At 61.4% G+C, this 25,797-nt stretch carries 22 protein-coding genes; 15 read left to right on the forward strand and 7 right to left on the reverse strand.

What is annotated here, in order from left to right; all coding sequences use genetic code 11:
• Nucleotides 1-10 precede the first annotated feature (10 nt).
• Nucleotides 11-529 carry a GNAT family N-acetyltransferase gene (locus LOY68_RS00760; RefSeq protein ID WP_054616604.1) on the forward strand — a complete coding sequence of 173 codons (519 nt, stop codon included), beginning with the start codon at nt 11-13 and terminating at the stop codon, nt 527-529.
• On the opposite strand, the gene LOY68_RS00765 is transcribed toward LOY68_RS00760, so the two are convergent.
• The gene (locus tag LOY68_RS00765; RefSeq protein WP_054050302.1) at nt 522-833 is read right to left on the reverse strand and encodes a DUF6916 family protein; all 312 of its coding nucleotides are present in this window, start codon (nt 831-833) and stop codon (nt 522-524) included. The genes LOY68_RS00760 and LOY68_RS00765 overlap by 8 nt on opposite strands.
• A gap of 55 nt (nt 834-888) precedes the next feature.
• Nucleotides 889-1,512 (reverse strand): phage tail protein, encoded by a 624-nt coding sequence (locus LOY68_RS00770; RefSeq protein ID WP_265045735.1) that lies wholly within the window; start codon nt 1,510-1,512, stop codon nt 889-891.
• Between the two features lie 191 nt (nt 1,513-1,703).
• Here LOY68_RS00770 and LOY68_RS00775 point away from each other — a divergent pair, with 191 nt between their 5' ends.
• The 6 genes from LOY68_RS00775 (at nt 1,704) to LOY68_RS00800 (ending at nt 16,217) form a co-directional block, all read left to right on the forward strand.
• On the forward strand, nt 1,704-3,308 hold the full coding sequence (locus tag LOY68_RS00775) for a glycosyltransferase family 39 protein (protein WP_265042426.1): 1,605 nt from the start codon (nt 1,704-1,706) through the stop codon (nt 3,306-3,308).
• 172 nt (nt 3,309-3,480) lie between these two features.
• The gene (locus LOY68_RS00780) at nt 3,481-4,317 is read left to right on the forward strand and encodes a sulfotransferase family protein (protein ID WP_265042427.1); all 837 of its coding nucleotides are present in this window, start codon (nt 3,481-3,483) and stop codon (nt 4,315-4,317) included.
• A 53-nt stretch (nt 4,318-4,370) separates the two neighbouring features.
• Entirely contained in the window at nt 4,371-12,923 is an 8,553-nt protein-coding gene (locus LOY68_RS00785; protein WP_320110087.1) for an Ig-like domain-containing protein, read from the forward strand.
• Nucleotides 12,924-12,966: 43 nt separating this feature from the next.
• On the forward strand, nt 12,967-14,484 hold the full coding sequence (locus LOY68_RS00790) for a TolC family protein (protein ID WP_163907657.1): 1,518 nt from the start codon (nt 12,967-12,969) through the stop codon (nt 14,482-14,484).
• A 15-nt stretch (nt 14,485-14,499) separates the two neighbouring features.
• Nucleotides 14,500-15,285 carry an aspartyl/asparaginyl beta-hydroxylase domain-containing protein gene (locus LOY68_RS00795; RefSeq protein ID WP_265042428.1) on the forward strand — a complete coding sequence of 262 codons (786 nt, stop codon included), beginning with the start codon at nt 14,500-14,502 and terminating at the stop codon, nt 15,283-15,285.
• Nucleotides 15,273-16,217 carry a sulfotransferase family protein gene (locus tag LOY68_RS00800; protein ID WP_265042429.1) on the forward strand — a complete coding sequence of 315 codons (945 nt, stop codon included), beginning with the start codon at nt 15,273-15,275 and terminating at the stop codon, nt 16,215-16,217. Before LOY68_RS00795 ends, LOY68_RS00800 begins: the two co-directional genes overlap by 13 nt.
• Before the next feature lie 235 nt (nt 16,218-16,452).
• Here LOY68_RS00800 and LOY68_RS00805 read toward each other — a convergent pair whose 3' ends face one another.
• The 3 genes from LOY68_RS00805 to LOY68_RS00815 all read right to left on the reverse strand — a co-directional run bounded on the left by LOY68_RS00805 (nt 16,453) and on the right by LOY68_RS00815 (nt 18,590).
• Nucleotides 16,453-16,827 carry a DUF6124 family protein gene (locus tag LOY68_RS00805; RefSeq protein WP_265042430.1) on the reverse strand — a complete coding sequence of 125 codons (375 nt, stop codon included), beginning with the start codon at nt 16,825-16,827 and terminating at the stop codon, nt 16,453-16,455.
• Nucleotides 16,828-17,295: 468 nt separating this feature from the next.
• Nucleotides 17,296-18,054 carry a slipin family protein gene (locus LOY68_RS00810; protein WP_054050285.1) on the reverse strand — a complete coding sequence of 253 codons (759 nt, stop codon included), beginning with the start codon at nt 18,052-18,054 and terminating at the stop codon, nt 17,296-17,298.
• A gap of 2 nt (nt 18,055-18,056) precedes the next feature.
• Nucleotides 18,057-18,590, reverse strand: coding sequence for an NfeD family protein (locus LOY68_RS00815; RefSeq protein ID WP_265042431.1), 534 nt, complete (start codon nt 18,588-18,590; stop codon nt 18,057-18,059).
• A gap of 196 nt (nt 18,591-18,786) precedes the next feature.
• On the opposite strand from LOY68_RS00815, the gene LOY68_RS00820 reads away from it, so the two are divergent.
• The 3 genes from LOY68_RS00820 to LOY68_RS00830 all read left to right on the forward strand — a co-directional run bounded on the left by LOY68_RS00820 (nt 18,787) and on the right by LOY68_RS00830 (nt 19,803).
• Nucleotides 18,787-19,248, forward strand: coding sequence for an aminoacyl-tRNA deacylase (locus LOY68_RS00820; RefSeq protein ID WP_054050281.1), 462 nt, complete (start codon nt 18,787-18,789; stop codon nt 19,246-19,248).
• Nucleotides 19,249-19,368: 120 nt separating this feature from the next.
• Nucleotides 19,369-19,614 (forward strand): DUF2789 domain-containing protein, encoded by a 246-nt coding sequence (locus tag LOY68_RS00825; protein ID WP_265042432.1) that lies wholly within the window; start codon nt 19,369-19,371, stop codon nt 19,612-19,614.
• Nucleotides 19,615-19,629: 15 nt separating this feature from the next.
• Nucleotides 19,630-19,803 carry an antitoxin gene (locus LOY68_RS00830; protein ID WP_265045737.1) on the forward strand — a complete coding sequence of 58 codons (174 nt, stop codon included), beginning with the start codon at nt 19,630-19,632 and terminating at the stop codon, nt 19,801-19,803.
• A gap of 57 nt (nt 19,804-19,860) precedes the next feature.
• Here the strand turns inward: LOY68_RS00830 and LOY68_RS00835 are convergent, their stop codons facing one another.
• Nucleotides 19,861-20,220 (reverse strand): helix-turn-helix domain-containing protein, encoded by a 360-nt coding sequence (locus LOY68_RS00835; RefSeq protein ID WP_054616594.1) that lies wholly within the window; start codon nt 20,218-20,220, stop codon nt 19,861-19,863.
• Nucleotides 20,220-20,522 (reverse strand): type II toxin-antitoxin system HigB family toxin, encoded by a 303-nt coding sequence (locus tag LOY68_RS00840; protein WP_054616627.1) that lies wholly within the window; start codon nt 20,520-20,522, stop codon nt 20,220-20,222. The genes LOY68_RS00835 and LOY68_RS00840 overlap by 1 nt, the downstream gene beginning before the upstream one ends.
• Nucleotides 20,523-20,763: 241 nt before the next feature.
• On the opposite strand from LOY68_RS00840, the gene LOY68_RS00845 reads away from it, so the two are divergent.
• From LOY68_RS00845 to LOY68_RS00865, 5 genes are read left to right on the forward strand one after another with little or no spacing between them, the layout of a single operon-like run.
• Nucleotides 20,764-21,192 (forward strand): MarR family winged helix-turn-helix transcriptional regulator, encoded by a 429-nt coding sequence (locus tag LOY68_RS00845; protein ID WP_054050275.1) that lies wholly within the window; start codon nt 20,764-20,766, stop codon nt 21,190-21,192.
• A complete protein-coding gene (locus tag LOY68_RS00850; RefSeq protein ID WP_265042433.1) occupies nt 21,189-23,261 on the forward strand; it encodes an FUSC family protein in 2,073 nt (690 codons plus the stop codon). Before LOY68_RS00845 ends, LOY68_RS00850 begins: the two co-directional genes overlap by 4 nt.
• Nucleotides 23,258-23,467, forward strand: a complete 210-nt coding sequence (locus LOY68_RS00855) for a DUF1656 domain-containing protein (RefSeq protein WP_054050271.1) — start codon at nt 23,258-23,260, stop codon at nt 23,465-23,467. The genes LOY68_RS00850 and LOY68_RS00855 overlap by 4 nt, the downstream gene beginning before the upstream one ends.
• A complete protein-coding gene (locus LOY68_RS00860; protein ID WP_123516005.1) occupies nt 23,464-24,351 on the forward strand; it encodes an HlyD family secretion protein in 888 nt (295 codons plus the stop codon). The genes LOY68_RS00855 and LOY68_RS00860 overlap by 4 nt, the downstream gene beginning before the upstream one ends.
• Nucleotides 24,348-25,796, forward strand: a complete 1,449-nt coding sequence (locus LOY68_RS00865) for an efflux transporter outer membrane subunit (RefSeq protein ID WP_265042434.1) — start codon at nt 24,348-24,350, stop codon at nt 25,794-25,796. Before LOY68_RS00860 ends, LOY68_RS00865 begins: the two co-directional genes overlap by 4 nt.
• Nucleotide 25,797 lies beyond the last annotated feature (1 nt).

Raw genomic sequence — 25,797 nt, forward strand, 5'->3', positions numbered from 1 at the left:
AGAGATTGCAATGCTGAACAACAATTCCAATGACGTGGGTGATCTGGTGGTGCGTCCGTCCGGTGCCACCGACGGGCCGTTTTTACACAACCTCTACCACGCCGCACGGCCCGATCTGCAATGGATCGATGGCGAGCAGGAGCTGGTCGAAGAGGTGATCGCCCAGCAATTCAAAGTGCAAGAGCAGGGCACCGGGGAGTCTTATCCCAATGCCATGCACTTTGTGGTGGAAAAACTCGGCACGCCGATTGGTGCGTTGACCGCCGATTTCGGCACCAATGAAATTCGCGTGCTGTACCTGGCGTTTATCCCGGCCGCGCGGGGCAAGGGCTATGGCCGCACGGTGTTGCAGGGGGTGCAGAAAGCCGCCGAACAGGTGCGCTGCCCGGTGGCAACGGTTGTCTGGGCGAATAACCCGCATGCGCGCCGGCACTATCTGGCGCTGGGGTTTCAGGTCGAGGAAAGCAACGTGGCGGCCGAGCGGCTGGTCTGGTATCCGGGCCAGCCGCAGTCGGCGCTAGTCAGTTGACGGTGATGTCGAAGTAGGTGTGGCTGGCGTCGCGCCCCAGCTCCGGGGTGCGAGAGACGACGATGCCTTCGATCCGGCCCAGCTCGGGCAGCTCGATGGCGCAGGGACCGTCGATAAAGGTCGTCTGTGCCGGGCTGCTCAGTTCCACGCCAAACGGCATGCGCCCGGTGGCGGACATGCGTGCATTGGGCTTGTCCACCACGGACACGATCACCACCGGTATCTCGCTGCCATCACTGAGGTAAAGCGGCCTGGAAGTGCCGAGCAACTGGCGGAAGTGCTCGCCGGTAATCTGATCAAGCATGAATCTGCTCCCTGAAAAAATGAAAGGGTCGGGGCCATCGGCCCCGACGCCAGGGTCAATTGCGTGAAGGGAAAAGACCCTGCAGGGCCACGCAGAAGTTCAACACCAGGACCGGGTTGATAATGCCCAGTGGCGTGCCGCTGCCGATGGGTTGCGCGGTGGCGGTCACGTTGACGGTGCCGCCCACGGTGCTGTCGACACCCTTGAGCGCTATCGGGTTGGCGCCCTGTGCGGTCGAGAAGATCGCGGCGGAACTCGGCCCCGTGGCTGCGGAGGCACCGATGTAGGCATTGTCATTCGACGGTGTGGTGGTGGGAGTGCTCGGCACACTCGCCAGGTTGACCGTGGTGGAGGCGGTCAGGGCTGACGTGGCGGTGGCGGTGATGACGGGGGCATGCGGCGGCAGGTTGGCTACCAGCAGGCTGGTATTTTCCGTGCCGATGACTTCACCGATGACCCGGTTCGTCAGGTTGATGCCCTGGCCCTGGTGCATCGGCAGACGTCCGCACAGGTTGGGCAGCATGAAGGTTTGCGAGCCATTGCCGCCGTAGGTCACCCCTAGCAAGGCAAACAACGCGTTGTATTGGCTGATCGGCAGCGTCTGCCCGTTAGCTTGCATCCAGCCGCTTGGGGCGTACGAGAAGCCGAAGGGAAGAATGGTTCCGAGAAACACGTCCATAGTTTTTATATCCATGTGGTTTTTTGGAGAGGAACGTACTGGCCCGACGCTACTGCCCGGGCCAGTAGTAGCGTAGACGCTGGTGTGAAAGTCGCCGGATTGCGTTCTTGCAGAGATGGGGGCAGCATCGAACGGCAACTCCAGAGTGCTTTGGAGTGATTGGGTTTTATTCGACCAGGCGGGGAAGTTTCATGGAGTACCGCAGGGAAACAGAGCTTGCCGGCAAGCCGGATGGGCGTGCCGGACGTACTCGTGCCACGGCATTGTCGCCGCTGCCGCAATGGCTGGCTGATTACGGGTTCTGGCTGATTCTGGCGTTGGCCGCGGCCGTGCGTTTTTACGACCTCACCGCTGCCGCTATTTGGGGCGATGAAGGCTCCAGTTTGTTGATGAGCCAATATTCCCTGGGCGATATCTGGTTTCACGCCGCCCATGACGTGCACCCGCCGCTGTATTTCATGCTGCTGCACGGCTGGATCGAATTGTTTGGCGACGGCATTTTCTCGATCCGCAGCTTGAGCGCATTGCCGGGTATTGCCACGGTGGCGCTGGGGTTCTGGCTGGTGCGATTGGTGGCCAATCCCCGGGCCGCGCTGCTCGCCGGTTTGTTACTGGCGCTGCTGCCCACGGCGGTGCGCTACAGCCAGGAAGTGCGGATGTATTCGCTGCTGGGGCTGTGGTTGCTCGGGGCGACAATCGCGCTGGTGTACTGGGTCAAACACCCCCTGCGCACGCGTTATCTGGCGGTCTATGCGCTGCTGCTGACAGCGGGGTTCTACACCCACTACTTCACGGCCCTGTGTGTGGTTGCCCACTGGACTTATCTGTTGCTCCTGCGCCTGCATCCAACCCATCCCGTGAAGCTCATCACCCGCCCGGCCTGGTGGCTTAGCAACGTCGCGATAGTCGCGTTGTTCATGCCCTGGCTGCCTGGCCTGATCGATCTGCTGCAGCACCTCGATCAGCTAAAAGCCAACGGTGATGTGGGCTGGGAACTGCCGGTTACCCTGAGTTCACTGCCGTCGATGGTCTGGGATTTCCTGATCCAGGACGACGGTGATGCCTTGCCCTGGCCGATCTTCATTGCACTGCCGCTGCTGTTGTCAGCGGTGATCGTGGTGACGGTTATGCGTGATCGCAGTCTCTTTCGCTGGAGTGCCTTGCTGGCCATCTACACCCTATTGCCGTTGCTGACGGTGTACGGCGTATCGTTTATCTCGCCGGTATTTATCGAGCGCTACCTGACCGCTTTTGCGCTGGGCTTGCCGCTGATCCTGGCGCTGGCCATCGACCGGTTGTGGGATGGCTTTCGCGTGCTGGCGCTGGGGTTGCTGGTGCTGCTGCTCGGCACTGAGCTGGTGGGGCTGAAGACCAATGCCACGATTGATGTGAATGACCAGACCAGCGTGATGGTGGCGTTCGTCAATCAGCACTACGTCGAGGGCGATCAGATCGTTATCAGCGACCTGCTCTGGTACATGCCTTATGTCTATTACAACCGCACTGACGCCGCGCCGATGCTCTATACCCCTCCATTGACCGATGGCACTTCCAGCCGTCCGAATGCCTACGGATTTGGCACGCTTGTGGATGACAACGCTGAAAAAATCTACCTCGACCACCTTAGCGAACTGCCTCCAGGTACGCGGCGGGTATGGTTGATCAGCACTGCCGACCAGCCAGACGAATTCGCCCCGCTACCCACAGGCTGGCAAAAAGTCAGTGAAACGGAGGCTGGCAACAACCGTGCACGGCTATTTTTGATGTCAGCCAGCAGCCTTGAACCGGATCTCTGACCCCCATCAACAAATTTTGAAACTGCTGAAACGATTCAACCCATCTGGCTCAATACTTTCAGATCAAGCCCGTATTTTTAGCTTCAAATTGATATCAAAACACCACTAGTCGGCCCCCGCTTCATAGACTACGCTTCGACATATAAAGGGACTTCCGACTAGGGTGAAGGGATTGCCGCAGTATCACTTTATATCCGGGCTGCCACGCTCAGGGTCTACCCTGCTCGCCGCCATCTTGCTGCAAAACCCACGCTTTCATGCCGGCATGAGCAGCCCTGTTGGCACCCTCTTTACCAGCGTCCTCGAACAATGCAGCGCCGGCAGCGAATTTGGCTCGGTCATCGACACGCCATTGCGTCGCCGTCTATTGCGCGGGTTGTTCGACTCCTACTACGCCGGCCACGCCGACACGCCCGTCATCTTCGACACCAATCGCCAGTGGTGTTCGCGCCTGCCCGCGCTGCAAGACCTGTTTCCCAAGGCCAAAACCATTGCCTGTGTGCGCAACGTCGCCTGGGTGATGGACAGCCTCGAGCGCCTGTACCGCGCCAACCCGTTCGAGAACACCAAGCTGTTCAACGACGAAGTCGAGCGCAACACCGTCTACAGCCGTTGTGAAACCCTGGCCCAGCGCAATCGCCTGGTGGGTTTCGCCTGGACCGCGCTCAAGGAAGCCTACTACGGCGAAAACGCCGATTCCTTGCTGATTGTCGATTACGATCTGCTCAGCCAGGCGCCCGAAAGGGTTCTTCGGCTGGTCTACGAATTCATTGGCGAGCCGTGGTTCGAGCATGACTTCAACAACCTCGTCTACGACGCGCCGGAGTTTGACCAGGCCCTCGGCGTCTCGGGGTTGCATCGGGTCAAACCCAAGGTTGCATTGGAGTCACGGCGCACGATCCTGCCGCCGGACTTGTTCGACAAATATGCAGAGTTGTCCTTCTGGCACGATGGGTCCTCCAGCGCCGCCAATGTCATTCGTATGAAATCCGACGCCGCGATCAATTAATTGATCGCGGCTTTTTCTTGGCCGTCATAAAAGTTCGAGTTCGGGTGAGCAGCATGTGGTGGAACAACGGCAAATCGCAAAAGGCCCAGGGCGCTCGCGTGCTGGCATCGCCGATGATCATGTCCCTGGAACCGCGCATGCTGTTCGACGGCGCGGTCGCGGCCACCGTGGCCGATGCGGCCCAGCCCGACAGTCACCCCACGGCTGACGCTGCCAAGCCGCCGGCGGCCGATCACCCGACCGCCAGCAAAGACACGCATGGCCAGGCGGACAACGCCTCCGCCGCAACCCCCGCACCCGCGGCGACACCCACCGCCGTACCCGGCCAGAGCGTGGTGTTCGTCGATTCACGCATAAAAGACACCGACAGCCTGCTCAACGGCGTGGCACCGGGCACCGAAGTGGTGACACTGGATGCCAGCAAGGACGGCTTGCAGCAGATCGCCGCTTACCTCGACACCCATCAGGGCGTGAGCTCGGTGCAGATCATCGCCCACGGCTATTCCGGCGACCTGTGGCTGGGCAACAGCTACCTGTCGGCCGACAACGTCGCCGCGCGCAGCGACGTGCTGGCGCAGATCGGCAAGGACATGAATGTCGGTGGCGACATCCTGATCTACGCCTGCAATACCGGCGAAGGTGAGCGCGGCGTGAGTTTTGTCGATTCGCTGGCGCAACTCACCGGCCGCGATATTGCCGCGTCCACCAACCGTACCGGCGTGGGCGGCGACTGGAACCTGGAAATCACCACCGGCAGCATTGAAAGCCGCAGCGTGTTGTCATCCGCGTCCATGGCCGGTTACCAGTACAGCCTGGCGACCGTGACCGTGCTCAATAACAGCGACAGCGGCGTGGGTTCTTTGCGTACCGCCCTGTCCAATGCCGTGGCCGGTGACACCGTCACGTTCAACACCAGCATGATCGTCGGGCTGAACTCACAGCTGACGATCACCAAGAACGTCACGATTGATGGTGACCTGAATAACGACGGCGTTGCCGACGTCACCCTTAACGGTCAGTACAAAACCCGCGTGCTGCAGGTGAACTCCGGCGTCACGGCGACCTTCGATGGCCTGGTCATCAAACAGGGCATGGTGGCCGGTGTAGGCGCGGCGGCGGGCACGGACGGCGCGGGGGCGATGGGTGGCGGTATTCTTAACTCCGGCAACCTGACCCTCAGAAACGTCACGGTGACCGATAACGCGGCCTCGGGCGGCGGTGGCGGCGGTGGCGTAACCGCACCTTACGTTGGCGGCGCGGTTGGTGGCGGCGGTGGTGGTGGCGGTTCGCTGGGTGGTCAAACCGGTGGTCATGGCGGCACCGCCGGTTTCGGCACTGGCGTGTATGCCGGTACGGCCGGCGGGGCGGGCAGTGGCGGTAATGGCGGTACCTACAACTCCAATTACATGGGCGGTCACGGCGGTACAACCACCGGCGGTGCCGGCGGCCTCGGCGCTTCCAATTACAGTAACGGCGGCAACGGTGGCACGGCGACCAACGGCACCGTGTCCATTGGCGGTGGCGGCGGTGGCTCCGGTTGGGACAAGGTCGGCCGGGCCGGTTCTTCGGCAGCCGGCGGCATCTACAACGCTTCCACCGGCACCCTGACGGTCGTCGGTACGTCGGTGATCTCTAACAACGTCGCGGCCGGTGGTGGCGGTGGCGGCGGTGGTGGCAACGGCGGCTCTTCCGACCCGGGTGGCGCGGGCGGCAAAGGCGTCGGCGCGATCTGGAACAAAGGCACGCTGTTGATGACGGCGGCCAACTTCGGCGCCATGGCCGGCAATGCCGGCGGCAGCGGTTCGGGCGGACAGGCATCGGGCGGCGGCGGTACCGGCAGCTCTCCGGCCGCAGTGAGCAACATCTTCAACGACGGCGGCACGCTCAATACCAACTACGCACCGGACGTGACCCCGCCAACCGTGTCGAGCATCGTGGTCGGCACCACCAACCTGAACTCCGGCGGCACCTCACTGGTGACCATCACCTTCAGCGAGGCCGTGAACAATTTCACCAACGCCGACCTGACCGTGGCCAACGGCACGCTAAGCGCAGTCAGCAGCAGCGACGGCGGCATCACCTGGACCGCGACCCTGACGGCGGCGGGCAATATCAACGCACCGACCAACGCCATCACCCTCGACACCACCGGTGTGCAGGATTTGGCAGGCAACGTCGGCACCGGCTCCGGCACCTCCAACAACTACGTGATCCACGATACCGTGGCGCCGACCGCGTCCATCGTGGTCGCGGACACCGCGCTGAACAGCAGCGAAACCTCGCTGGTGACCATCACCTTCAGCGAAGCCGTGACCGGTTTTACCAACGCCGACCTGACCATCGCCAACGGCACGTTGACGGCGGTGAGCAGCAGCGACGGCGGCGTTACCTGGACCGCGACTTTCACGCCGACCGCCGGTATCACTGACACGACCAACCTGATCACCCTGGACAAGACTGGCGTGCAGGATCTGTCCGGCAATGCCGGGCTCGGTGTGATCAACTCGAACAACTACGCGATCGACACCCAGCGCCCGACGGCGACCATCGTGGTGACGGACACCGCGCTGAAAATCGGCGAAACCTCGCTGGTGACCTTCACCTTCAGCGAGGCCGTGACTGGTTTCACCAACGCCGACCTGACCATCGCCAACGGCACGCTGACGGCCGTGAGCAGCAGTGACGGCGGCATCACCTGGACGGCGACCTTCACGCCGACCGCCAGCATCAATGACACGACCAACCTGATCACCCTGGCCAACACCGGGATCAGCGACACGGCCGGCAACACCGGCACCGGCACCACCGATTCGAACAACTATGCGATCGACACCGTGCGCCCGACCGCGACCATCGTCGTGGCCGACAACGCGCTGAGCATTGGCGAAACCTCGCTGGTGACCATCACCTTCAGCGAGGCCGTGAGCGGATTCACCAACGCCGACCTGAGCATCGCCAACGGCACGTTGACCGCCGTGAGCAGCAGCGACGGCGGTATCACCTGGACGGCGACCTTCACCCCAACCGCCAGCATCAATGACTCCACCAACCTGATCACCCTGGCCAACACCGGCGTGCAGGACCTGTCGGGCAATGCCGGCACCGGTACGACCAACTCCAACAACTACGCGATCGACACCCAGCGCCCGACCGCGACCATCGTCGTGGCCGACAATGCGCTGAGAATCGGCGAAACCTCGCTGGTGACCATCACCTTCAGCGAAGCCGTGACCGGCTTCACCAACGCCGACCTGACGATTGCCAACGGCACGCTCACCGCGGTGAGCAGCAGCGACGGTGGCATCACCTGGACAGCTACTTTTACGCCAACCACCAGCATCAATGACGCGACCAACCTGATCACCCTGGACAACACCGGGGTCAGCGACACGGCGGGCAACGCCGGCACGGGCACCACCGATTCCAATAATTACGCCATCGACACCGTGCGCCCAACGGCAACCATCGTAGTGGCGGACAACGCGCTGAGAATCGGCGAAACCTCGCTGGTGACTATCACCTTCAGCGAGGCGGTGACCGGTTTCACCAACGCTGACCTGAGCATCGCCAACGGCACGCTGACGGCGGTGAGCAGCAGCGACGGCGGTATCACCTGGACCGCGACCTTCACGCCAACCACCAGCATCACTGACGCGACCAACCTGATCACCCTGAACAACACCGGGATCAGCGACACGGCGGGTAACGCCGGCAGCGGCACCACCGATTCCAACAACTACGCCATCGATACCGTGCGCCCAACCGCGACTATCGTCCTGGCCGACCCGACCCTCAGTGCGGGCGAAACCTCGCTGGTGACCATCACCTTCAGCGAAGCGGTCAGCGGTTTCACCAACGCCGACCTGAGCATTGCCAACGGCACGTTGACCGCCGTCAGCAGCAGCGACGGTGGCATCACCTGGACGGCGACTTTCACGCCGACCGCCGGCATCAATGACGCGACCAACGTCATCACCCTGGCCAACACCGGCGTGGCTGACCTGGCCGGTAACGCGGGCGCGGGCACCACCAACTCGGGCAATTACACCATCGATACCGTGGCGCCGACGGCGACCATCGTGGTCGCGGACAACGCGCTGAATATTGGTGAAACCTCGCTGGTGACAGTGACTTTCTCTGAAGCCGTGACCGGTTTCAGCAACGCCGACCTGACCATCGCCAACGGTACACTCACCGCCGTGAGCAGCAGCGATGGCGGCATTACCTGGACGGCGACGTTTACACCGACCAGCGCCATCACCGACGCGACCAACCTGATCACCCTGGACAACAGCGGTGTGCAAAACGCCTCGGGCAACGCCGGCAGCGGCACCACCAATTCCAACAACTACGCCATCGACACCGTGCGTCCAACCGCGGCTGTCGTGGTGGCTGATCCAACCCTGGCGGCGGGTCAAACCTCGCTGGTGACCATCACCTTCAGCGAAGCGGTGACCGGCCTGACCCTCGCCGACTTCACCGTCGCGAACGGCGCCCTGTCCGGCCTGACCACCAGCGACAACATCACCTACACCGCGACCTTCACGCCAAGCGCGAGCGTCAACGACGCGACCAACCTCATCACGCTGGACAACACCGGTGTCGTGGACGTGGCCGGCAACGCTGGCTCGGGTACCACTGACTCCAACAACTACGTGATCGACAGCCTGCGTCCGACCGCGACCATCGTGGTCGCCGACCCGACCCTGAGCGCAGGCGAAACCTCGCTGGTGACCATCACCTTCAGTGAAGCGGTCAGCGGTTTCGACAACAGTGATTTGAGCGTGCCGAATGGCACCTTGAGTGCGGTGAGCAGCAGCGACGGCGGGATTACCTGGGCCGCGACCTTCACGCCGACAGTCGGCGTCAAGGACACCACCAACCTGATCGTCCTGAACAACACCGGGGTGACCGACATTGCCGGCAACACGGGCACCGGCACCACCAACTCGGCCAACTTCACCATCGACACCGTGCTGCCGACGGCCACTATCGTGGTTGCCGACACTGCGCTGAACATCGGTGAAACCTCACTGGTGACTGTGACCTTCTCTGAAGCCGTGACCGGTTTCAGCAACGCCGACCTGACCATCGCCAACGGCACACTCACTGCGGTGAGCAGCAGCGACGGCGGCATCACCTGGACGGCCACCTTTACGCCGACCAGCGCCGTCACTGACACGACGAACCTGATCACCTTGGACAACAGCGGCGTACAAAACGCCTCGGGTAACGCCGGCAGCGGCACCACCGATTCGAACAACTATGCCATCGACACCCAGCGTCCGACTGCGACCATCGTGGTAGCCGACCCAACCCTGGCGGCGGGTCAAACCTCGCTGGTAACCATCACGTTCAGCGAAGCGGTGAGCGGTTTCACCAACGCCGACCTGAGCATCGCCAACGGCACATTGACCGCCGTCAGCAGCAGTGACGGCGGCGTGACCTGGACCGCGACCTTTACGCCGACCGCGAGCATCAACGACGCGACCAACCTCATCACGCTGGACAACACCGGTGTCGCGGACGTGGCCGGCAACGCTGGCTCGGGCACCACCGATTCCAACAACTACGTGATCGACAGTCTGCGTCCAACCGCCACCATCGTGGTCGCCGACCCGACCCTGAGCGCAGGCGAAACCTCGCTGGTGACCATCACCTTCAGCGAGGCGGTCAGCGGTTTCGACAACAGTGATTTGAGCGTGCCGAATGGCACCTTGAGTGCAGTGAGCAGCAGCGACGGCGGCATCACCTGGACCGCAACTTTCACGCCGACAGTGGGCGTCCGGGATACCACCAACCTGATCACCCTGAACAACACCGGAGTGGCCGACCTGGCCGGAAACGCAGGCAGCGGCACCACCAACTCGGCCAACTTCAGCATCGACACCGTCCTGCCGACCGCCACCATCGTGGTTGCCGACACTGCGCTGAACATCGGTGAAACCTCGCTGGTGACCGTGACCTTCTCTGAAGCCGTGACCGGTTTCAGCAACGCTGACTTGACCATCGCCAACGGCACGTTGACGGCGGTGAGCAGCAGCGACGGCGGCATCACCTGGACGGCGACCTTTACGCCGACCAGCGCCGTCACTGACGCGACCAACCTGATCACTCTGGACAACACTGGCGTACAAAACGCTTCGGGCAACGCCGGCAGCGGCACCACCGATTCGAACAACTACGCCATCGACACCCAGCGCCCAACCGCGACCATCGTCGTGGCCGATCCAGCCTTGGGCGTCGGCCAGACCACGCTAGTGACCATCACCTTCAGCGAAGCGGTCAGCGGTTTCGATAACAGCGACCTGACCATCGATAACGCCACCCTGAGCAACGTCAGCAGCAGCGACGGCGGGATTACCTGGACTGCCACGTTGACGCCGTTGGCCGGCATCACCGACACCAGCAACATCGTGCGCCTGGACAATACTGGCGTGCAGGATCTGTCCGGCAACAGTGGCAGCGGCACCACCGATTCGAATAATTACGCTGTCGATAGTCAGCGCCCGACCGCCACCATCGTGCTGAGCGACACCGCCCTGAAACCGGGCGAAACCTCGCTGGTGACTATCACCTTCAGCGAGGCGGTCAGCGGTTTCGACAACAGTGACCTGACCATCGCCAACGGCACCTTGAGTGCGGTGAGCAGCAGCGACGGCGGCATCACCTGGACCGCGACCTTCACCCCGACTATCGGTGTGACTGACGCAACTAACGTGATCACGCTGAACAACACCGGCGTGGCCGATGTGGCCGGCAATGCGGGCGCAGGCACCACCGATTCCGCCAACTACGTGGTGGAAACCAGCGTACCGACCGCGACCATCGTGGTCGCCGACAACGCCCTCAAGGCCGGTGAAACGTCTGCGGTGACCATCACCTTCAGCGAAGCCGTAAGCGGTTTCACCAACGCCGACCTGACCATCGCCAACGGCACGTTGAGCAATGTCAGCAGCGGCGACGGCGGTATCACTTGGACCGCGACTTTCACCCCGACCACCAACGTGACCGACACCACCAACCTGATCAGCCTCGACAACACCGGCGTGGTCAACGGTTCGGGCAACAGCGGCTTGGGTGTGACTAATTCCAACAACTATGCGATCGACACCGCGCGGCCGACCGCGACCATCGTCGTGGCGGACAACCGCTTGGGCATCGGCGAGACCACCACGGTTACCATCACCTTCACTGAAGCGGTATCCGGTTTCGACCTGTCGGACCTCAGCGTCGCCAATGGCAGCCTGTCCAACCTGCTCAGCAGTGACGGCGGCAAAACCTGGACGGCGACCCTGACCCCGACGGCCAACATCAACGACACCACCAACCTGATCCTGCTCGACAGCAGCAACGTGGCGGACGCCGCCGGCAATGCCGGTGCGGGGATTGCGATCTCCAACAACTACGCGCTCGATGCCACGCGGCCGACCGCCACCATCGTGGTCGCCAACCCGAACCTGGGCATGGGCCAGACCACGCTGGTGACGATCACCTTCAGCGAAGCGGTGAACAACTTCGACCTGTCGGACCTTAGCGTCACCAACGGCGAACTGACCAACCTGGCCAGCAGCGACGGCGGCAATACCTGGACCGGCACCTTCACGCCGACCGCCAACATCACCGACCCTAGCAACTTCATCGCGCTGGACACCAGCAACGTCAGCGACTTGTCGGGTAACACCGGCGATGGCGTGGCGGTGTCCAACAACTATGTGATCGACGGCGAGCGGCCGACCGCCACGGTCGTCGTGGCCAACCCGAACCTGGGCGTGGGCCAGACCTCTCTGGTGACCTTCACCTTCAACGAAGCGGTGAGCGGTTTCGACTTGTCCGACGTCAACGTGGCCAACGGCACTTTGTCCAACCTGTCGAGCAACGACGGTGGCAAAACCTGGACCGCGACCCTGACGCCGACCAGCAACCTGAGCAACGCCAATAACGCGATCAGCCTGAACGTCGCGGGCGTGACGGACGGCTCGGGCAACGCCGGCAGCGGCACCAGCCAATCGAACGGTTACGCGATCAACACCGTGCCGGCACCTTCGGCGACGATTGTGGTGGTACCGCCGGATCCGGAGTTCCGCGTCTCGCAACCCGTGACCGTTCCTGACCAGCCGCACCTGCCGCTGCAACCGGTCATCTTCGCTGCGCCAACCGGCACGCTGGCTTCGCCACTGACGTTTGCGCCGCTGTTTGAAGACCGGGTGCTGGGGGACGGCATCCGGCCATTGGGCGACATCTTCATCAATCGCGGGGCGCTGGCGCCGAGCTTTATTGCCCAGGTGTTCAGCAGCAGCGACAGCGGCACGGGCGATGGTTCGGGCCACGGCTTCCTCGGGTTTGGCGGCGGCGATGGCGGGGTGTTCGGCACCAGTACGTTGTCGAGCCTGTTCAATCAAGACACCAGCGCCGAGCGCGATTCGCTGAACAGTTTCGGCAGTCATTCCATCCGCGGCGGCGATGTTTCCCAAGGCCTGCGCGGGGTGTTTGGCGCGCCGACCCTGAGTCAGCAATTACAAGAAATCAAAGACACCGAGCAACGGCAGGTCAACAGCCTGGCCGCTGCTTTGCAACAAGTCGGCATCAGCGAAATGCAGGCTTGAAACACACACATAATTCAGTGCGGCACCTAGGGGCGATCCAGGGATGAAAAGAAGTCATAAGTTATTCGGTGCCAGCCTGCTGGCGCTGGCGATCAGCGGATGTGCGGTCAAAAGTGAGCCGATTGAACGCAGCGTCAGCGAGCAACGTGCCAAAAGCGATATGCAGACGATGTACACCGGTCAGGAACCGCTCAGCGGTCCGTTGACCTTGCACCAGGCGATGGCCCGCGCGGTGAAGTACAACCTCGAAGGCCGGCTCAAGATCATGGAAGAGGCTTTGGCCAAACGCCAACTCGACCTCGCCAGTTTCGACATGCTGCCGCGCATGGCCCTGGATGCAGGCTATGTCGGGCGTAGTAACGTCGGCGCCTCCAGCAGCCAAAGCGTGCTCACCGGCACCCAGTCGTTGGAACCGTCGACTTCCCAGGACCGCGACCGTCGCGTGGCTGACCTGACCATGGTCTGGAACGTCCTCGACTTCGGCGTCAGTTACATCAGCGCCAAGCAGCAGGGCGACCAGCGCCTGATCGTTCAGGAACGCCGGCGCAAAGTGATCAACACCATCGTCCAGGACGTGCGCTCGGCCTATTGGCGCGCCGTGGCCGCCGAACGCCTGCTCACGCAAATCGACAGCCTGATGGCGCGGGTCGATACCGCGCGCAACAACAGCCAGAGCATGAGCGAACAACGCATCGGCGACCCGGTCGTGGCGTTGGGTTACCAGCGCTCGCTGATCGAGGCGACTCGTCAGTTGCAGGAGCAGCGCCGCGCGTTGTCCCTGGCCAAGACCGAACTGTCGACCCTGATCAACCTGCCGATGGGCACCGATCTGAAATTGGCGACGCCGGATGACTACACCATTCCGCAACTGAAAGTCGGCATGGCCAGCCTCGAACACGAAGCGTTGGCCAGTCGCCCAGAACTGCGCGAGCAGGATTACCAGACGCGGATCAGCACCGCTGAAACCCGCAAAGCCATGTTGCGCCTGTTGCCGGGGATCGAGTTTTCGGCCGGCGGGCACTACGACAGCAACTCGTTTTTGGTCAACGACAAGTGGGCCGACTACGGGGTCAAGCTGACCTGGAACCTGTTTAACGTGATTTCCGCCCCGGCGGCAATCAACGTGGCCAAGGCCGGCGAAGAAGTGGCCAAGGCCCGTCGTCAGGCGATGTCCATCGCCGTACTGGCGCAACTCTACGTGGCCAACGCCAACTATCAGGAAGCGCTGCATCAATTCCAGACCAACCAGGAACTGTCGAGCATCGACGGGCAGATTCTCGGCCAGTTGCGTAACCGTCATCAGGCGGCCGGCATCGGCGAACTGGACTTGATCCAGGGTGAACTGAACACCTTGCAGGCAGATTTGCGTCGGGACCTGTCCTACGCCGATCTGCGCAACGCCTATGGCCAGATCTTCGCCAGCGCCGGTCTCGACCCGATGCCGGATGAAGTGCAATCCACCCAGGTCCAGTCCATCGCCACCGCGTTGGCCAATCGCGAAGCGGCGTGGGCGTCGGGCAACATTGCGCTGCCGACGCCTCCTCAAGCTCCGGCCAAGTAACCTGTTGCCGGCGTGATGAGCCGCGCGGCGTTCTCGCGCTTGCCAGTGACGGTGGATCTGCCGTTGCTGTTGCAGGCGTTGGCGGCGATTGGCGAAGACGAGTGGCACGGGCATTTCAACACGGCTTACTTCGCTGGCGACTGGAGCGGTGTGGCGCTGATTTCGGCGGCGGATGCGTTGACTGAACTGTCGCCGGGTCTGGGTGAACCGCAGGTGCGTGCGCCGTGGCGGCGCGATGTGCGCTGGCAGCAAGGCTTGCGCGATCTGCCGCTGGACATCGTTTCCGCGCGCCTGCTACGGCTTGGGCCGAACGGGCAAATTCATGAACATCGTGACTATGACCTGGGCGAGCCGGGGGCCGATTTGCGCCTGCATATTCCGCTGCTGAGTCCGCCGCAGGTGGACTTTATGCTCGATGGCCAGCGCATGCCGATGGCGGCGGGGGAGTGCTGGTTTCTTGATTTGTCGCGGCCGCATCGCGTGGACAATCGCGATTGTTCGGCGCGGGTTCATTTGGTGCTTGATTGCCGTCCTGGCCCTTGGTTGGAACAAGCGATTATCGAGGGTCTGCCGACCACGCCTGCGCCTGATGTCGGGGACGGGGCTTTGCTGCAATTTCAGCGCTTAGTGGCCAGCGATCCGCAGCTGTCGCAGACGTTGCAGGGCTTGGCGAACACTGAGGTTTTCGTCGTCCGTGTTTTAGAGATGGCGGCTGAGCGAGGCCTGGTGTTTTCCCGCGAAGAACTACGCGCCGCGATGCGCAACGGTCGTCGCCAATGGAATGAACAATGGAACGCCTGAACCTGGAAGGTTGGTTGCCGATTCGGGTCTGGCAGCAGACCGGCGAGTGGCTGGTGGATTGGTGTTGGTTCGGTGACACGCCGCTGCATCAGCCGTTTTTTCGAGAGGCTGTGGACGATGCGTTGCGGTTGCCGTTTAACCAGGCGTTTCGCCGGCAAACGCCGTTGGCTGTTCTTAATGATTGGCAGGTCACGAGCCCTGGATTGGCGCCGAGTGCGTTTATCTTTCATGCGTCGCGGTGTGGGTCGACGTTGATCAGTCAGATGCTTGCGCGGCTTGAGGATCACATCGTTATCAGTGAGCCGCCGCCCCTCGATACGTTGCTGCGCAGTGGGTTGCCGATGGCTTTGCGGCGTAGCGCGATTCAAGGGTTGTTGTCCGCTTATGGCCAGCGTCGGCTTGGTTTTGAGCAACGGTTGGTGATCAAACTCGATGCGTGGAACATTGCTGAATTGCCGTTGTTGCGTGAGTGTTTTCCTGAGACGCCCTGGATGTTTTTGTACCGCGATCCGTTGGAAATTGCCGTTTCCCATCTGCGCCGGCCGGGGATGCATATGGTGCCGGGGATGATTGGGGCTAGTGGGTTGGATGATGATCAGCCATTCGATGGCCACGAGGATTACATCGCGCGACGGTTGGGGCGGTTGTTGGAATTGGGGTTGGCGCAATGCCGCGAGTTTGGCGGGGTGGCGGTGAATTACAGTGAGTTGCCAGGGGCGATGGCGGGGAGGTTGGCCGGGTTTTTTGGGTTGGATGATGTGCAGCGAGAGCAGGTGTTTGCGGCGGTGGGGCTGCATGCGAAACAGCCTTCGGAGGTGTTTGTTGGCGATAGCGACAGCAAGCGCCGCGAGGCTTCGGCGTTGTTGGTTGAGCGGGTAGAGCGTTGGGCACGGGGGCCGTATCTGGCGCTGGAAAATGATCGGCTGGTCTGACGCCTTCGCGAGCAAGCCCGCTCCCACAGGTGATCTTCAGTGAATACAAATAGTGTGTCCGGCCTCAATCCCCTGTGGGAGCGAGCCTGCTCGCGAAAGCGGTGTGTCGGCCTGCGTGGATGTTGAAGCTTATGGCCCCTTCGCGGGCAAGCCTCGCTCCTACAGGATTTGCGCTGTCCTTGTAGGAGCGAGGCTTGCCCGCGAAGGCGCCCTTCAAATTACCGAAATTTAACGGCTAGACCTTGGCTGCAGCCATCGCCTCATGGTGATCCAGCACTTGTTCCACCAACAATTGAACGCCATCTGATAGACGGCTGATCGCCAGGACTACCGAACGGCGTGTGCCTTCGACATCGTCTGCCAGGTCAGCCGCAATCGCGCTGATGGACATCAAGTCTTCGGAAGCATTGGCCAGCATGACTTCGGGGTCGTTGATACCCTCGGCGACGGCGAAGAGGTGGTATTTACGGCGCTTGGATCGTTTTTCTTCGGCCGGGGGGAAGTAATGAGCGAAGGCGCGGTCGGCGGCTTCTTTCATTTTTTTGGCGTCGAGTGCTTCGGGGGAATCGGTTCCAGAGGTTTCTGGAGGATTTGGAGTCTCTTTGAACATGATTAGCCTCTTTATGTAAAAGACGCTGACCCGGTCCGCTTGCACGCGAAGGTAGGGTGGCAGCTATGTGCGGGGTGCAAGACCGAGTAAGAGACCGACCAACAAAACCTCGGCAGATCCGAAGATCTCCCGCACACAGCCGCCATAAAGCGAGGACAGCGAACACAAAATGCTCGATGAATACCTATAGGCTAGGAATTGTTGGTGTTTTTACCCGGACTTGCACGTCCGTGTCACCGTTTATTCAGTGACAAAGCCAGACTAGACCTGGCTCCGGACCGGAACAAGTTCACCAACGCCGCTACAACTTGAAGGAAATCTCCGACGCAATTGCCGGACATCGGCGTCTGTAGGAAAGATCAAAAGATCGCAGCCTTCGGCAGCTCCTACGGGACGTGGGTTGCCGCCGTTTCGGGTTGGGAACACCGTCTGTAGGAGCCGCCGAAGGCTGCGATCTTTTGATCTTCCTCAAGGTTTCGAAGACAAATCCGCCATCCCCTTGAGCAATTCAATCGGCAACGGAAAGACAATCGTCGAACTCTTGTCCCCGGCAATCGAACTCAACGTCTGCATGTACCGCAACTGCATCGCCCCCGGCTGACGCCCGAGCATTTCCGCCGCTTGCATGAGTTTTTCCGAAGCCTGCAATTCGCCCTCGGCGTGAATCACCTTGGCCCGTCGTTCCCGCTCGGCCTCGGCCTGTTTGGCGATGGCGCGCACCATCGATTCATTAAGGTCCACGTGCTTGATTTCGACGTTGGCCACCTTGATCCCCCAGTTGTCCGTCTGGGCGTCGAGCACTTGCTGGATATCCACGTTCAACCGCTCGCGCTCGGCCAGCAACTCATCCAGCTCATGTTTCCCCAGCACCGCACGCAACGTGGTCTGCGCCAATTGGCTGGTGGCCATGAGGAAGTCTTCGACCTGGATGATTGCTTTCTGCGGATCGAGCACGCGGAAATACAGCACCGCGTTGACCTTCACCGAGACGTTGTCCCGGGTGATCACGTCCTGAGGCGGGACGTCGAGGACGATGGTCCGCAGGTCGACGCGGACCATTTGCTGCACCGCCGGAATCAGCAAAATCAGGCCGGGCCCCTTGACCTGCCAGAAGCGTCCGAGCTGGAACACCACGCCGCGCTCGTATTCACGCAGGATGCGAAAGGTCGACCCCGCCAGCGCAATCACCAACAGCAGCAGCGCGGCAAAACCCAGTTGCAGGCCCATGGTTATTCTCCAGCCGGCGCCGCGTCAGCCGCGGCCACTTGTAGCAGTAATCCCTTGCGCCCCACGACCCGGACATTCTGCCCCGGTTGCAGCGGCGTGGCGCTCAGCACTTGCCACTTTTCGCCTTGCAAATGCACCCAGCCGTTGTAGGCACTGTCGGCCTGTAACGCCATCACCGGCGTCACGCTGCCCACCAGTCCGGCATCGCCGCTGACGATGCGGCGCGGGCGGGTTTTCAGGGCATGAATCACCAGGAAAATCAGCAGCAGAATGCTGATCAATCCCAGACCGATGATCAGCGGCACGGGCACCTCGGTATTGCTCAGGATCACCGCGCCGGCGACGAACATCACCAGCCCGCCGAGCCCGATCACGCCGTAATTAGGCAAGGTCGCCTCGGCCACCAGAAACGCGACGCCAAACACGATCAGCCACATACCGAGGGGATCGGGTGCGAACAGGAAAACCGTGTCCGCCGCGAATACAGATCCGCTCAAGGCCAACAGCAGCGCCACAGCACAGCAACGAATGTTCACGTGACCCTCCGCGAGAGTCGGGTGGTTCTTTATTCAGTTTAGCTGAGCTGTGAGTTGTACGAATTTTGACCAGTTTTTGCGGTGGTTCCGACGGGCAGATTTCCCACACGGAGGCATTGGCGGGCCTAGACTTTTAGTGGATGAAACAGCGTTAACCATCGTCCGTTTGTCGTTGCAGCGGACACCGAGGTGCATCATGCGTATGGCAAGAACCGTGCAGGACAGCCTGAATCGGGCTCAATGCGAATTCGACATCGTCACCCACCCGCACTCGGCCAGCAGCCTCGAAACGGCTCGCGTGTCGGGCATTCCTGCCGAACGGGTGGCCAAATCGGTGATCCTCGACGACCACCACGGGCACTACCTGATGGCCGTACTCCCCGCCAGCCGCCACCTGGACCTGAGCAAAGTACGCGGCAGTGGCGAATGGCAGATCACCCGGGAAAGCACCCTGGCGCACCTGTTCAACGACTGCGAACGCGGCGCGGTGCCGGCGCTGGGTGAATCCTATGGCCTGGACATGCTTATCGACCCGTTGCTGACCCGGCAGAAAGATATTTATCTGGAAGCCGGCAACCACAACAACCTGCTGCACATGAGCATGCCGGAGTTCCTGAAAATGGTGCCGCATGCGGAGGTTTGCGAGTTGAGTCATTAGGTTTACGGTGTCAGTGATATAGCCTTCGCGGGCAAGCCTCGCTCCTACAAGGGATCGCGTTCCCCCTGTAGGAGCGAGGCTTGCCCGCGAACAATTTTCCCAATCACCCAGGAGCCCAACATGGAATCCCCAACCCACAGCCTGCCCTCCCTGTTCAAACAACTCGGCCTGCCCAACGACCCGGTCAGCATCGACCAATTCATCGCCACCCATTCACCACTCAAACCGGAACTGCACCTGGCGGACGCGTTTTTCTGGACCGAAAGCCAAGCTGCCTTTTTGCGGGACGAGATTCTGGATGATGCGGATTGGGCGGAGGTGGTGGACCAGTTGGATGTGTTGATGAGGAAGGGGCGGGGGGTGTGAAAAATCGTGTCTGAGATGAAGAAAAATTCTTTAGTGGTACTGGGTGACATCCGTGGCGGGCCTGCGGTCGAGGTTCCTGCCGATGTTCCCGAGGCCTTGATGGAGCGTCTCGATGATCTTGAATTGTCAGAAGTCATCCGCTCGCGAAGGCATGAAAAACCGATCCCGGTGAGTCTGGATGACCTATAAGCTCTAATTTCCCACTTCTGCCCTCCTTCGTTCAAAGGAGGGTGAGCCCAGTGAATTTCAAACTATCTCTGCAAACAAACATTCATAAGGAATTCGCAACCCGTCGTGCAGGCGCTTGATCATTTTCAAGCTCAGCGGGCGCTTACGGTTCAGCACTTCGGATACTCGACCGCTGGGACCGATAAAGGCTTCCAGGTCTCGGGCAGTCAAACCTTGCTGGTCCATGCGAAATTTGATCGCCTCGATGGGGTCGGAGGCTGGAATCGGAAAGTGCTCGTCTTCATACTTTTCGACCAGCAGGGCCAGTATCTCGAGTTCGTCACCCTCAGGTGAGTCCAAAGCCGCCCCCCACAGTTGCTCAATACGCAAAAGCGCATTGGTGAGGTCCTCATCGGTTCGGATGGGTTTGATGTTCATTACACAGTCTCCGCATTGATCTGATCGTATTGGGCATGCGTGCCGACGAAGCGCACAAAACCCAATTGCCGTTCGTAGTCAATTGCCAGGATCACTCGATACTTGTTGCCGGCAATGTTGAATACCACACGTCCACCCTTTAGAACGCTGGCGGTTCTCAGCTCGGCTTTTACTTCCTGGGGTGTGCGATATGACGACTTCTCCATGTGTCGATACCACTCTGAGAGAGGAGTGACCGCGTCGGCGTAGGCCGGGCTACTTTCCCAGAAAATTTTCAATGTCCCTTTGGCAATTATTCGCACGAATCGAGTTTCTCCCATTTTGGGAGATTCTAGGCGCGAGACTCAGAATTCACAACCTACCCATTGTGCCAAACACATATGAAGACATTTCTGAATGACATCTATTGGAAGGTAGCTGCGGTGTCGTTGATCGCCAAATTGTTTCAAAACTTGACCGCCCTTTCCCTCGAATGCGATATTGATAGTTAGCAAACTAACAGTGTGTCATTCCCCCGTGCCAAAAAACCTCGACGCTCTCCAGATGAACATCAGCAGTGCCATGGTGGTGGCCGCCAGGCATTGGCGGAAGATCTGCCAGACCACGCTGGTCAATTATGGAATCTCCGAAGCCTGCGCCGTCCCGTTGTTGATGATCGGGCGTTTGGGGGAGGGTGTGCGGCAGGTGACGGTGGCGCAGGCGGCGGGGATGGAGAGCCCGTCGTTGGTGCGTCTGCTCGATCAGTTGTGCCATTCGGGCTACGTGCGCCGGACGGAAGACGCCCATGACCGCCGCGCCAAGTGCCTGAGCCTGACCGACACCGGTCGGGAGCTGGTGCAAGCCGTCGAAGTCGAGTTGGTGCGTCTGCGTCATGAAGTGCTGGAAGGCATCGACCAGAGTGATCTGGAAGCGGCACTACGTGTGCTCAGAGCGTTTGAAGCCGCGAGTTATCCGTCGGTGATCCAGTCTTGAGCGGTTTCTGGACAGGCATACCCCCGGCGCGGGACTGGTTCTACGGCGTGCGTACTTTCGCGGCGTCGATGACCGCGCTGTACATCGCCATGCTCATGCAAATGCCGCGTCCGTATTGGGCGATGGCCACGGTGTATATCGTTTCCAGTCCGTTTGTCGGCCCGACCAGTTCCAAGGCGCTGTACCGCGCGGTCGGTACGTTCATGGGCGCGGCGGCGGCGGTGTTTTTTGTGCCGATGTTTGTCCAGAGTCCGTGGGTGCTGGTGGTGATCATCGCGTTGTGGACCGGGACCTTGCTGTTCCTGTCCCTGCACCTGCGCACCGCCAACAGCTACGCCTTGATGCTCGCCGGTTACACCTTGCCGCTGATCGCCCTGCCAGTGCTGGATAACCCGCTGGCGGTGTGGGACATCGCCGAGGCACGGACCGAAGAAATTTTTCTCGGCATCGCCGTGGCGGCGGTGGTTGGTGCGATGTTCTGGCCCCGGCGGCTGGCACCGGTGTTCAACGACTCGGTGAATAAATGGTTCGCCGATGCCTCGACTTACAGCCTGCGGTTTCTCAGTCGCAACGTGCAGCCGGAGGAAGTCAGCGCCCTGCGTTCGGCGATGGTCACGACGTTCAACAGCCTGGAGCTGATGATCGGCCAGTTGCCCCACGAAGGCGCGCGGCCGCAAACGGTGCGCAATACCAAGGAATTGCGTGGACGGATGATCCACCTGCTGCCGGTGATCGATGCCCTCGATGATGCGCTCTATGCCTTGGAACGTCGCACACCGGAACTTGTGGATAAGTTCGCGCCACTGTTGGCCGCGACCACCGAATGGCTCGAGCACAAAGACGCCGACCTCGAGCGTTGGCAGGCGCTGAAAGACCAGCTCGAAGCGCTGCAACCGAGCTCCGAAGCGCTGGACGATCGCAAGCAGCTGCTGTTCTCCAACGCGCTGTATCGCCTCGGCGAGTGGATCGATTTGTGGCAAGACTGCCGCAGCCTGCAATACGCCATCCAGTGCGAAAGCCAGGACAACTGGCGCGCGGTGTATCGCCATTGGCGCCTCGGTCGCCTGACGCCGTTTCTTGACCGTGGCCTGATGTTCTATTCGGCCATGTCCACTGTCAGCGCGATCATTGTCGCCTCGGTGCTGTGGATTCTGCTTGGCTGGACCGACGGTGGCGGCGCGGTGATCCTGGCGGCGGTGGCGTGCAGTTTCTTCGCCTCGATGGACGACCCGGCGCCGCAGATTTTCCGGTTCTTTTTCTGGACCGCGATGTCGGTGTTGTTCGCCAGTCTTTACCTGTTTCTGGTCCTGCCCAACCTGCATGACTTCCCGATGCTGGTGCTGGCGTTTGCCGTGCCGTTTATCTGCATCGGCACCCTGACGGTCAAGCCGCAGTTTTACCTCGGCATGCTGCTGACGCTGGTGAACACCTCGTCCTTCATCAGTATCCAGGGTGCCTACGACGCAGATTTCCTCAGCTTCGCCAACTCCAACCTGGCCGGGCCAATTGGCTTGCTGTTTGCCTTTGTCTGGACGCTGATTGCGCGACCGTTCGGCGCGGAACTGGCGGCCAAGCGCCTGACCCGTTTCAGCTGGCGCGACATCGTCAGCCTTACCGAACCGGCCACATTATCTGAACACCGCAGGTTGGGGGTGCAGATGCTCGATCGGCTGATGCAGCACCTGCCGCGTCTGGGCTTGATCGGCCAGGACACCGGCGTCGCCCTGCGCGAAGTGCGTGTGGCGCTGAACCTGCTCGACCTGCTGGCCTACACCCCGCGAGTGCTCGGCGTGCCGCAAGTGTTGCTGCATCAAGTGGTGGCGGAAGTCGGTGAGTACTTCAAGGCGTGCCTCAAAGCCGGCGAACGCTTGCCGGCGCCGAGTCCGTTGCTGATGACCCTCGACCGCACCCGTCGCGCCCTCAACACCGAGTGCGACGACGGCGCCCGGCTACATTTGCTGCACGCCTTGAGCGGATTGCGCCTGGCGTTGCTGCCCGGTGTTGAATTCGTCGGCACCAGCGCACTCGAAGAACCGCTTCCCCATGGCATCGATGGAGCGCCTTTATGATCGGTGATCTGGATATCAGCGGTGTATTCCTGCCCACGCTGCTGGTGCTGATGGGCATTACCTACCTGTTTTACCTGTTGGTGCACGGGGTGCTCACGCGCCTGCACTTTTACCGTCTGGTCTGGCACCGGGCATTGTTCAACGTGGCTCTCTACGCTTTGCTGCTCGGCGCCGTGGACTCACTCAGTCGATACCTGATGACATGAAAAAACCTTTTTTGACCATTGGTCGCGTCCTGCTGACCCTGCTGATCGTGAGCTTCGCCGTTGTCGTGGTCTGGCGCATGGTGATGTATTACATGTTCGCGCCCTGGACCCGTGACGGGCACATCCGTGCCGACATCGTGCAGATCGCCCCGGACGTGTCCGGCCTGATCCAGCAAGTGCAGGTGCGCGACAACCAGTTGGTGCAGCGCGGCCAAGTGCTGTTCAGCATCGACCAGGACCGTTTCAAACTGGCCCTGCGCCAGGCGAAAGCCGCCGTGGCCGACCGTGAAGAAACCCTGGCCCAGGCCCAGCGCGAGGCCAAGCGTAACCGTGGCCTCGGCAATCTGGTGCCGGGCGAACAGCTTGAAGAAAGCCTGTCGAAAGTCGCCCGTGCGCAGTCGGCCTTGTCCGAAGCGCTGGTGACGGTGGACAGCGCCCAGCTCAATCTCGATCGCTCGACCATCCGCAGCCCGGTGGACGGCTACATTAACGACCGTGCGCCCCGCGCTCAGGAATTCGTGACCGCCGGACGGCCGGTGTTGTCGGTGGTGGACAGTAATTCGTTCCACATCGACGGCTATTTCGAAGAAACCAAACTCGACGGCATTCACGTCGGCCAAGGCGTGGATATCCGCGTGATCGGCGACCGCGCTCGCTTGCGCGGGCATGTGGAAAGCATCGTCGCCGGCATCGAAGACCGCGACCGCAGCAGTGGCAGCAACCTGTTGCCCAACGTCAACCCGGCGTTCAGTTGGGTGCGGCTGGCCCAGCGGATTCCGGTGCGGATCGCCTTCGACGACGTGCCGGCGGATTTCCGCATGATTGCCGGGCGTACCGCGACGGTGTCGATCATCGACGATAAAACCGAGGAGCCCGCGAAATGAGCAAAGCCTCGGCTTTGGCGGTGGCCGGTTTAGGCCTGTTGCTGTCCGCGTGTCAGGTGGTCGGGCCGGATTATCACTTGCCGGACGAAGCCGCCGTGCACCGTGAAGACTTGCAGGGCAACCTCGCAACGAACGACAAAGATGTGGTCTCGGCGCCAGTACCCAGTGATTGGTGGCGCTTGTATCAGGACCCGCGTCTCGACCAGTTGGTGGAGCAGGCCATGGCCTCCAACACCGACTTGCGCGTGGCGGCGGCGAACCTGTCCCGGGCTCGGGCGCAGGTCGATGAAGCCCAGGCTGCAGGCGGCTGGAGCGGCGGCGTGAAGATGGGCGCCCAGCGCTTGCAGGAATCAGGCGAAGCCTTCCTGCTGCCTGAGAAAGTACCGGTGGCCAACGTCGGCGACATTGGCATCACCACGTCTTATCAATTCGACCTGTTCGGCACCTTGCAGCGCGGCATCGAGGCGGCCAAGGCCAACGCCGATGCGACCCAAGCGGCGGCGGACACGGCGCGTATCACCCTGGTCGCCGACGTGGTTCGGGCTTACACCCAAGTCTGTGCGGCCAATGAAGAGCAGGAAATCGCTCAGCATTCCCTCGATCTGCAAGCCCAGAGCACCACCCTGACTCAGCGGCTGCGCGATGCCGGGCGTGGCGATGAAACTCAAGTCACCCGCTCGCAAACCCAATTCAAATCCTTGCGCGCCGACATGCCGCGTTATGAGGCGTCGCGTCAGGCCGGGTTGTTCCGCTTGTCGATGTTGCTGGCCAAGCCGCTGGATCAACTGCCGGCAGGTACCGCCGGTTGCAACGAGCTGCCGAAGATCGCGCAATTGTTGCCGGTCGGTGACGGCGCCACGCTGCTCAAGCGCCGCCCGGATGTGCGTCAGGCCGAGCGCCGTTTGGCCGCCGCGACCGCCGGTATTGGCATCGCTACCGGTGAGTTGTACCCGGACATCAGCATCGGTGCGTCGATCGGCACCGTCGGCACCCTGGAAAACCTCGGCAAACCGCAGACCAATCGTTGGGGCTTCGGTCCGTTGCTGAGCTGGACCGTGCCGTCCAACGGCTCCCGCGCGCGAATCCGCGAAGCCGAAGCCTCGACCCAAGGCGCGCTGGCGCACTTTGACGGCGTGGTGCTCAACGCGATCCGCGAGACGCAAACCGGTCTGGCCCAGTACTCCGCGCTGCTGCAACGCCGCGATGCCCTGGCCGATGCCGAGCAGTCGGCGCAACTGGCGGCAGACCAGACTCACCGCTTCTTCCAGGCCGGACGCGCATCCTTCCTGGCGGACCTGCAAGCCACCCGCACCTACACCGATGTCACGGCGCAACTGGCGTCGGCCAACACTCAGGTCGCGATGAGCCAGATCGATTTGTTCCTCGCCCTCGGCGGCGGTTGGGAAAGCGGACGAACGCAAGCGTCACAGCCCGGCAAACCCTGAG

The sequence above is a fragment of the Pseudomonas sp. B21-053 genome, from assembly GCF_026016365.1.
Classification (GTDB): Bacteria; Pseudomonadota; Gammaproteobacteria; order Pseudomonadales; family Pseudomonadaceae; genus Aquipseudomonas; species Aquipseudomonas nunensis.

Bases quoted from the DNA above. Each gene is read 5' to 3' on its own strand.
- LOY68_RS00760 (WP_054616604.1), top strand. From the start codon at position 11: ATGCTGAACAACAATTCCAATGACGTGGGTGATCTGGTGGTGCGTCCG.
- LOY68_RS00765 (WP_054050302.1), bottom strand. From the start codon at position 833: ATGCTTGATCAGATTACCGGCGAGCACTTCCGCCAGTTGCTCGGCACT.
- LOY68_RS00770 (WP_265045735.1), bottom strand. From the start codon at position 1,512: ATGGACGTGTTTCTCGGAACCATTCTTCCCTTCGGCTTCTCGTACGCC.
- LOY68_RS00775 (WP_265042426.1), top strand. From the start codon at position 1,704: ATGGAGTACCGCAGGGAAACAGAGCTTGCCGGCAAGCCGGATGGGCGT.
- LOY68_RS00785 (WP_320110087.1), top strand. From the start codon at position 4,371: ATGTGGTGGAACAACGGCAAATCGCAAAAGGCCCAGGGCGCTCGCGTG.
- LOY68_RS00790 (WP_163907657.1), top strand. From the start codon at position 12,967: ATGAAAAGAAGTCATAAGTTATTCGGTGCCAGCCTGCTGGCGCTGGCG.
- LOY68_RS00795 (WP_265042428.1), top strand. From the start codon at position 14,500: ATGAGCCGCGCGGCGTTCTCGCGCTTGCCAGTGACGGTGGATCTGCCG.
- LOY68_RS00800 (WP_265042429.1), top strand. From the start codon at position 15,273: ATGGAACGCCTGAACCTGGAAGGTTGGTTGCCGATTCGGGTCTGGCAG.
- LOY68_RS00805 (WP_265042430.1), bottom strand. From the start codon at position 16,827: ATGTTCAAAGAGACTCCAAATCCTCCAGAAACCTCTGGAACCGATTCC.
- LOY68_RS00810 (WP_054050285.1), bottom strand. From the start codon at position 18,054: ATGGGCCTGCAACTGGGTTTTGCCGCGCTGCTGCTGTTGGTGATTGCG.
- LOY68_RS00820 (WP_054050281.1), top strand. From the start codon at position 18,787: ATGCGTATGGCAAGAACCGTGCAGGACAGCCTGAATCGGGCTCAATGC.
- LOY68_RS00825 (WP_265042432.1), top strand. From the start codon at position 19,369: ATGGAATCCCCAACCCACAGCCTGCCCTCCCTGTTCAAACAACTCGGC.
- LOY68_RS00830 (WP_265045737.1), top strand. From the start codon at position 19,630: ATGAAGAAAAATTCTTTAGTGGTACTGGGTGACATCCGTGGCGGGCCT.
- LOY68_RS00835 (WP_054616594.1), bottom strand. From the start codon at position 20,220: ATGAACATCAAACCCATCCGAACCGATGAGGACCTCACCAATGCGCTT.
- LOY68_RS00845 (WP_054050275.1), top strand. From the start codon at position 20,764: ATGAACATCAGCAGTGCCATGGTGGTGGCCGCCAGGCATTGGCGGAAG.
- LOY68_RS00855 (WP_054050271.1), top strand. From the start codon at position 23,258: ATGATCGGTGATCTGGATATCAGCGGTGTATTCCTGCCCACGCTGCTG.
- LOY68_RS00860 (WP_123516005.1), top strand. From the start codon at position 23,464: ATGAAAAAACCTTTTTTGACCATTGGTCGCGTCCTGCTGACCCTGCTG.
- LOY68_RS00865 (WP_265042434.1), top strand. From the start codon at position 24,348: ATGAGCAAAGCCTCGGCTTTGGCGGTGGCCGGTTTAGGCCTGTTGCTG.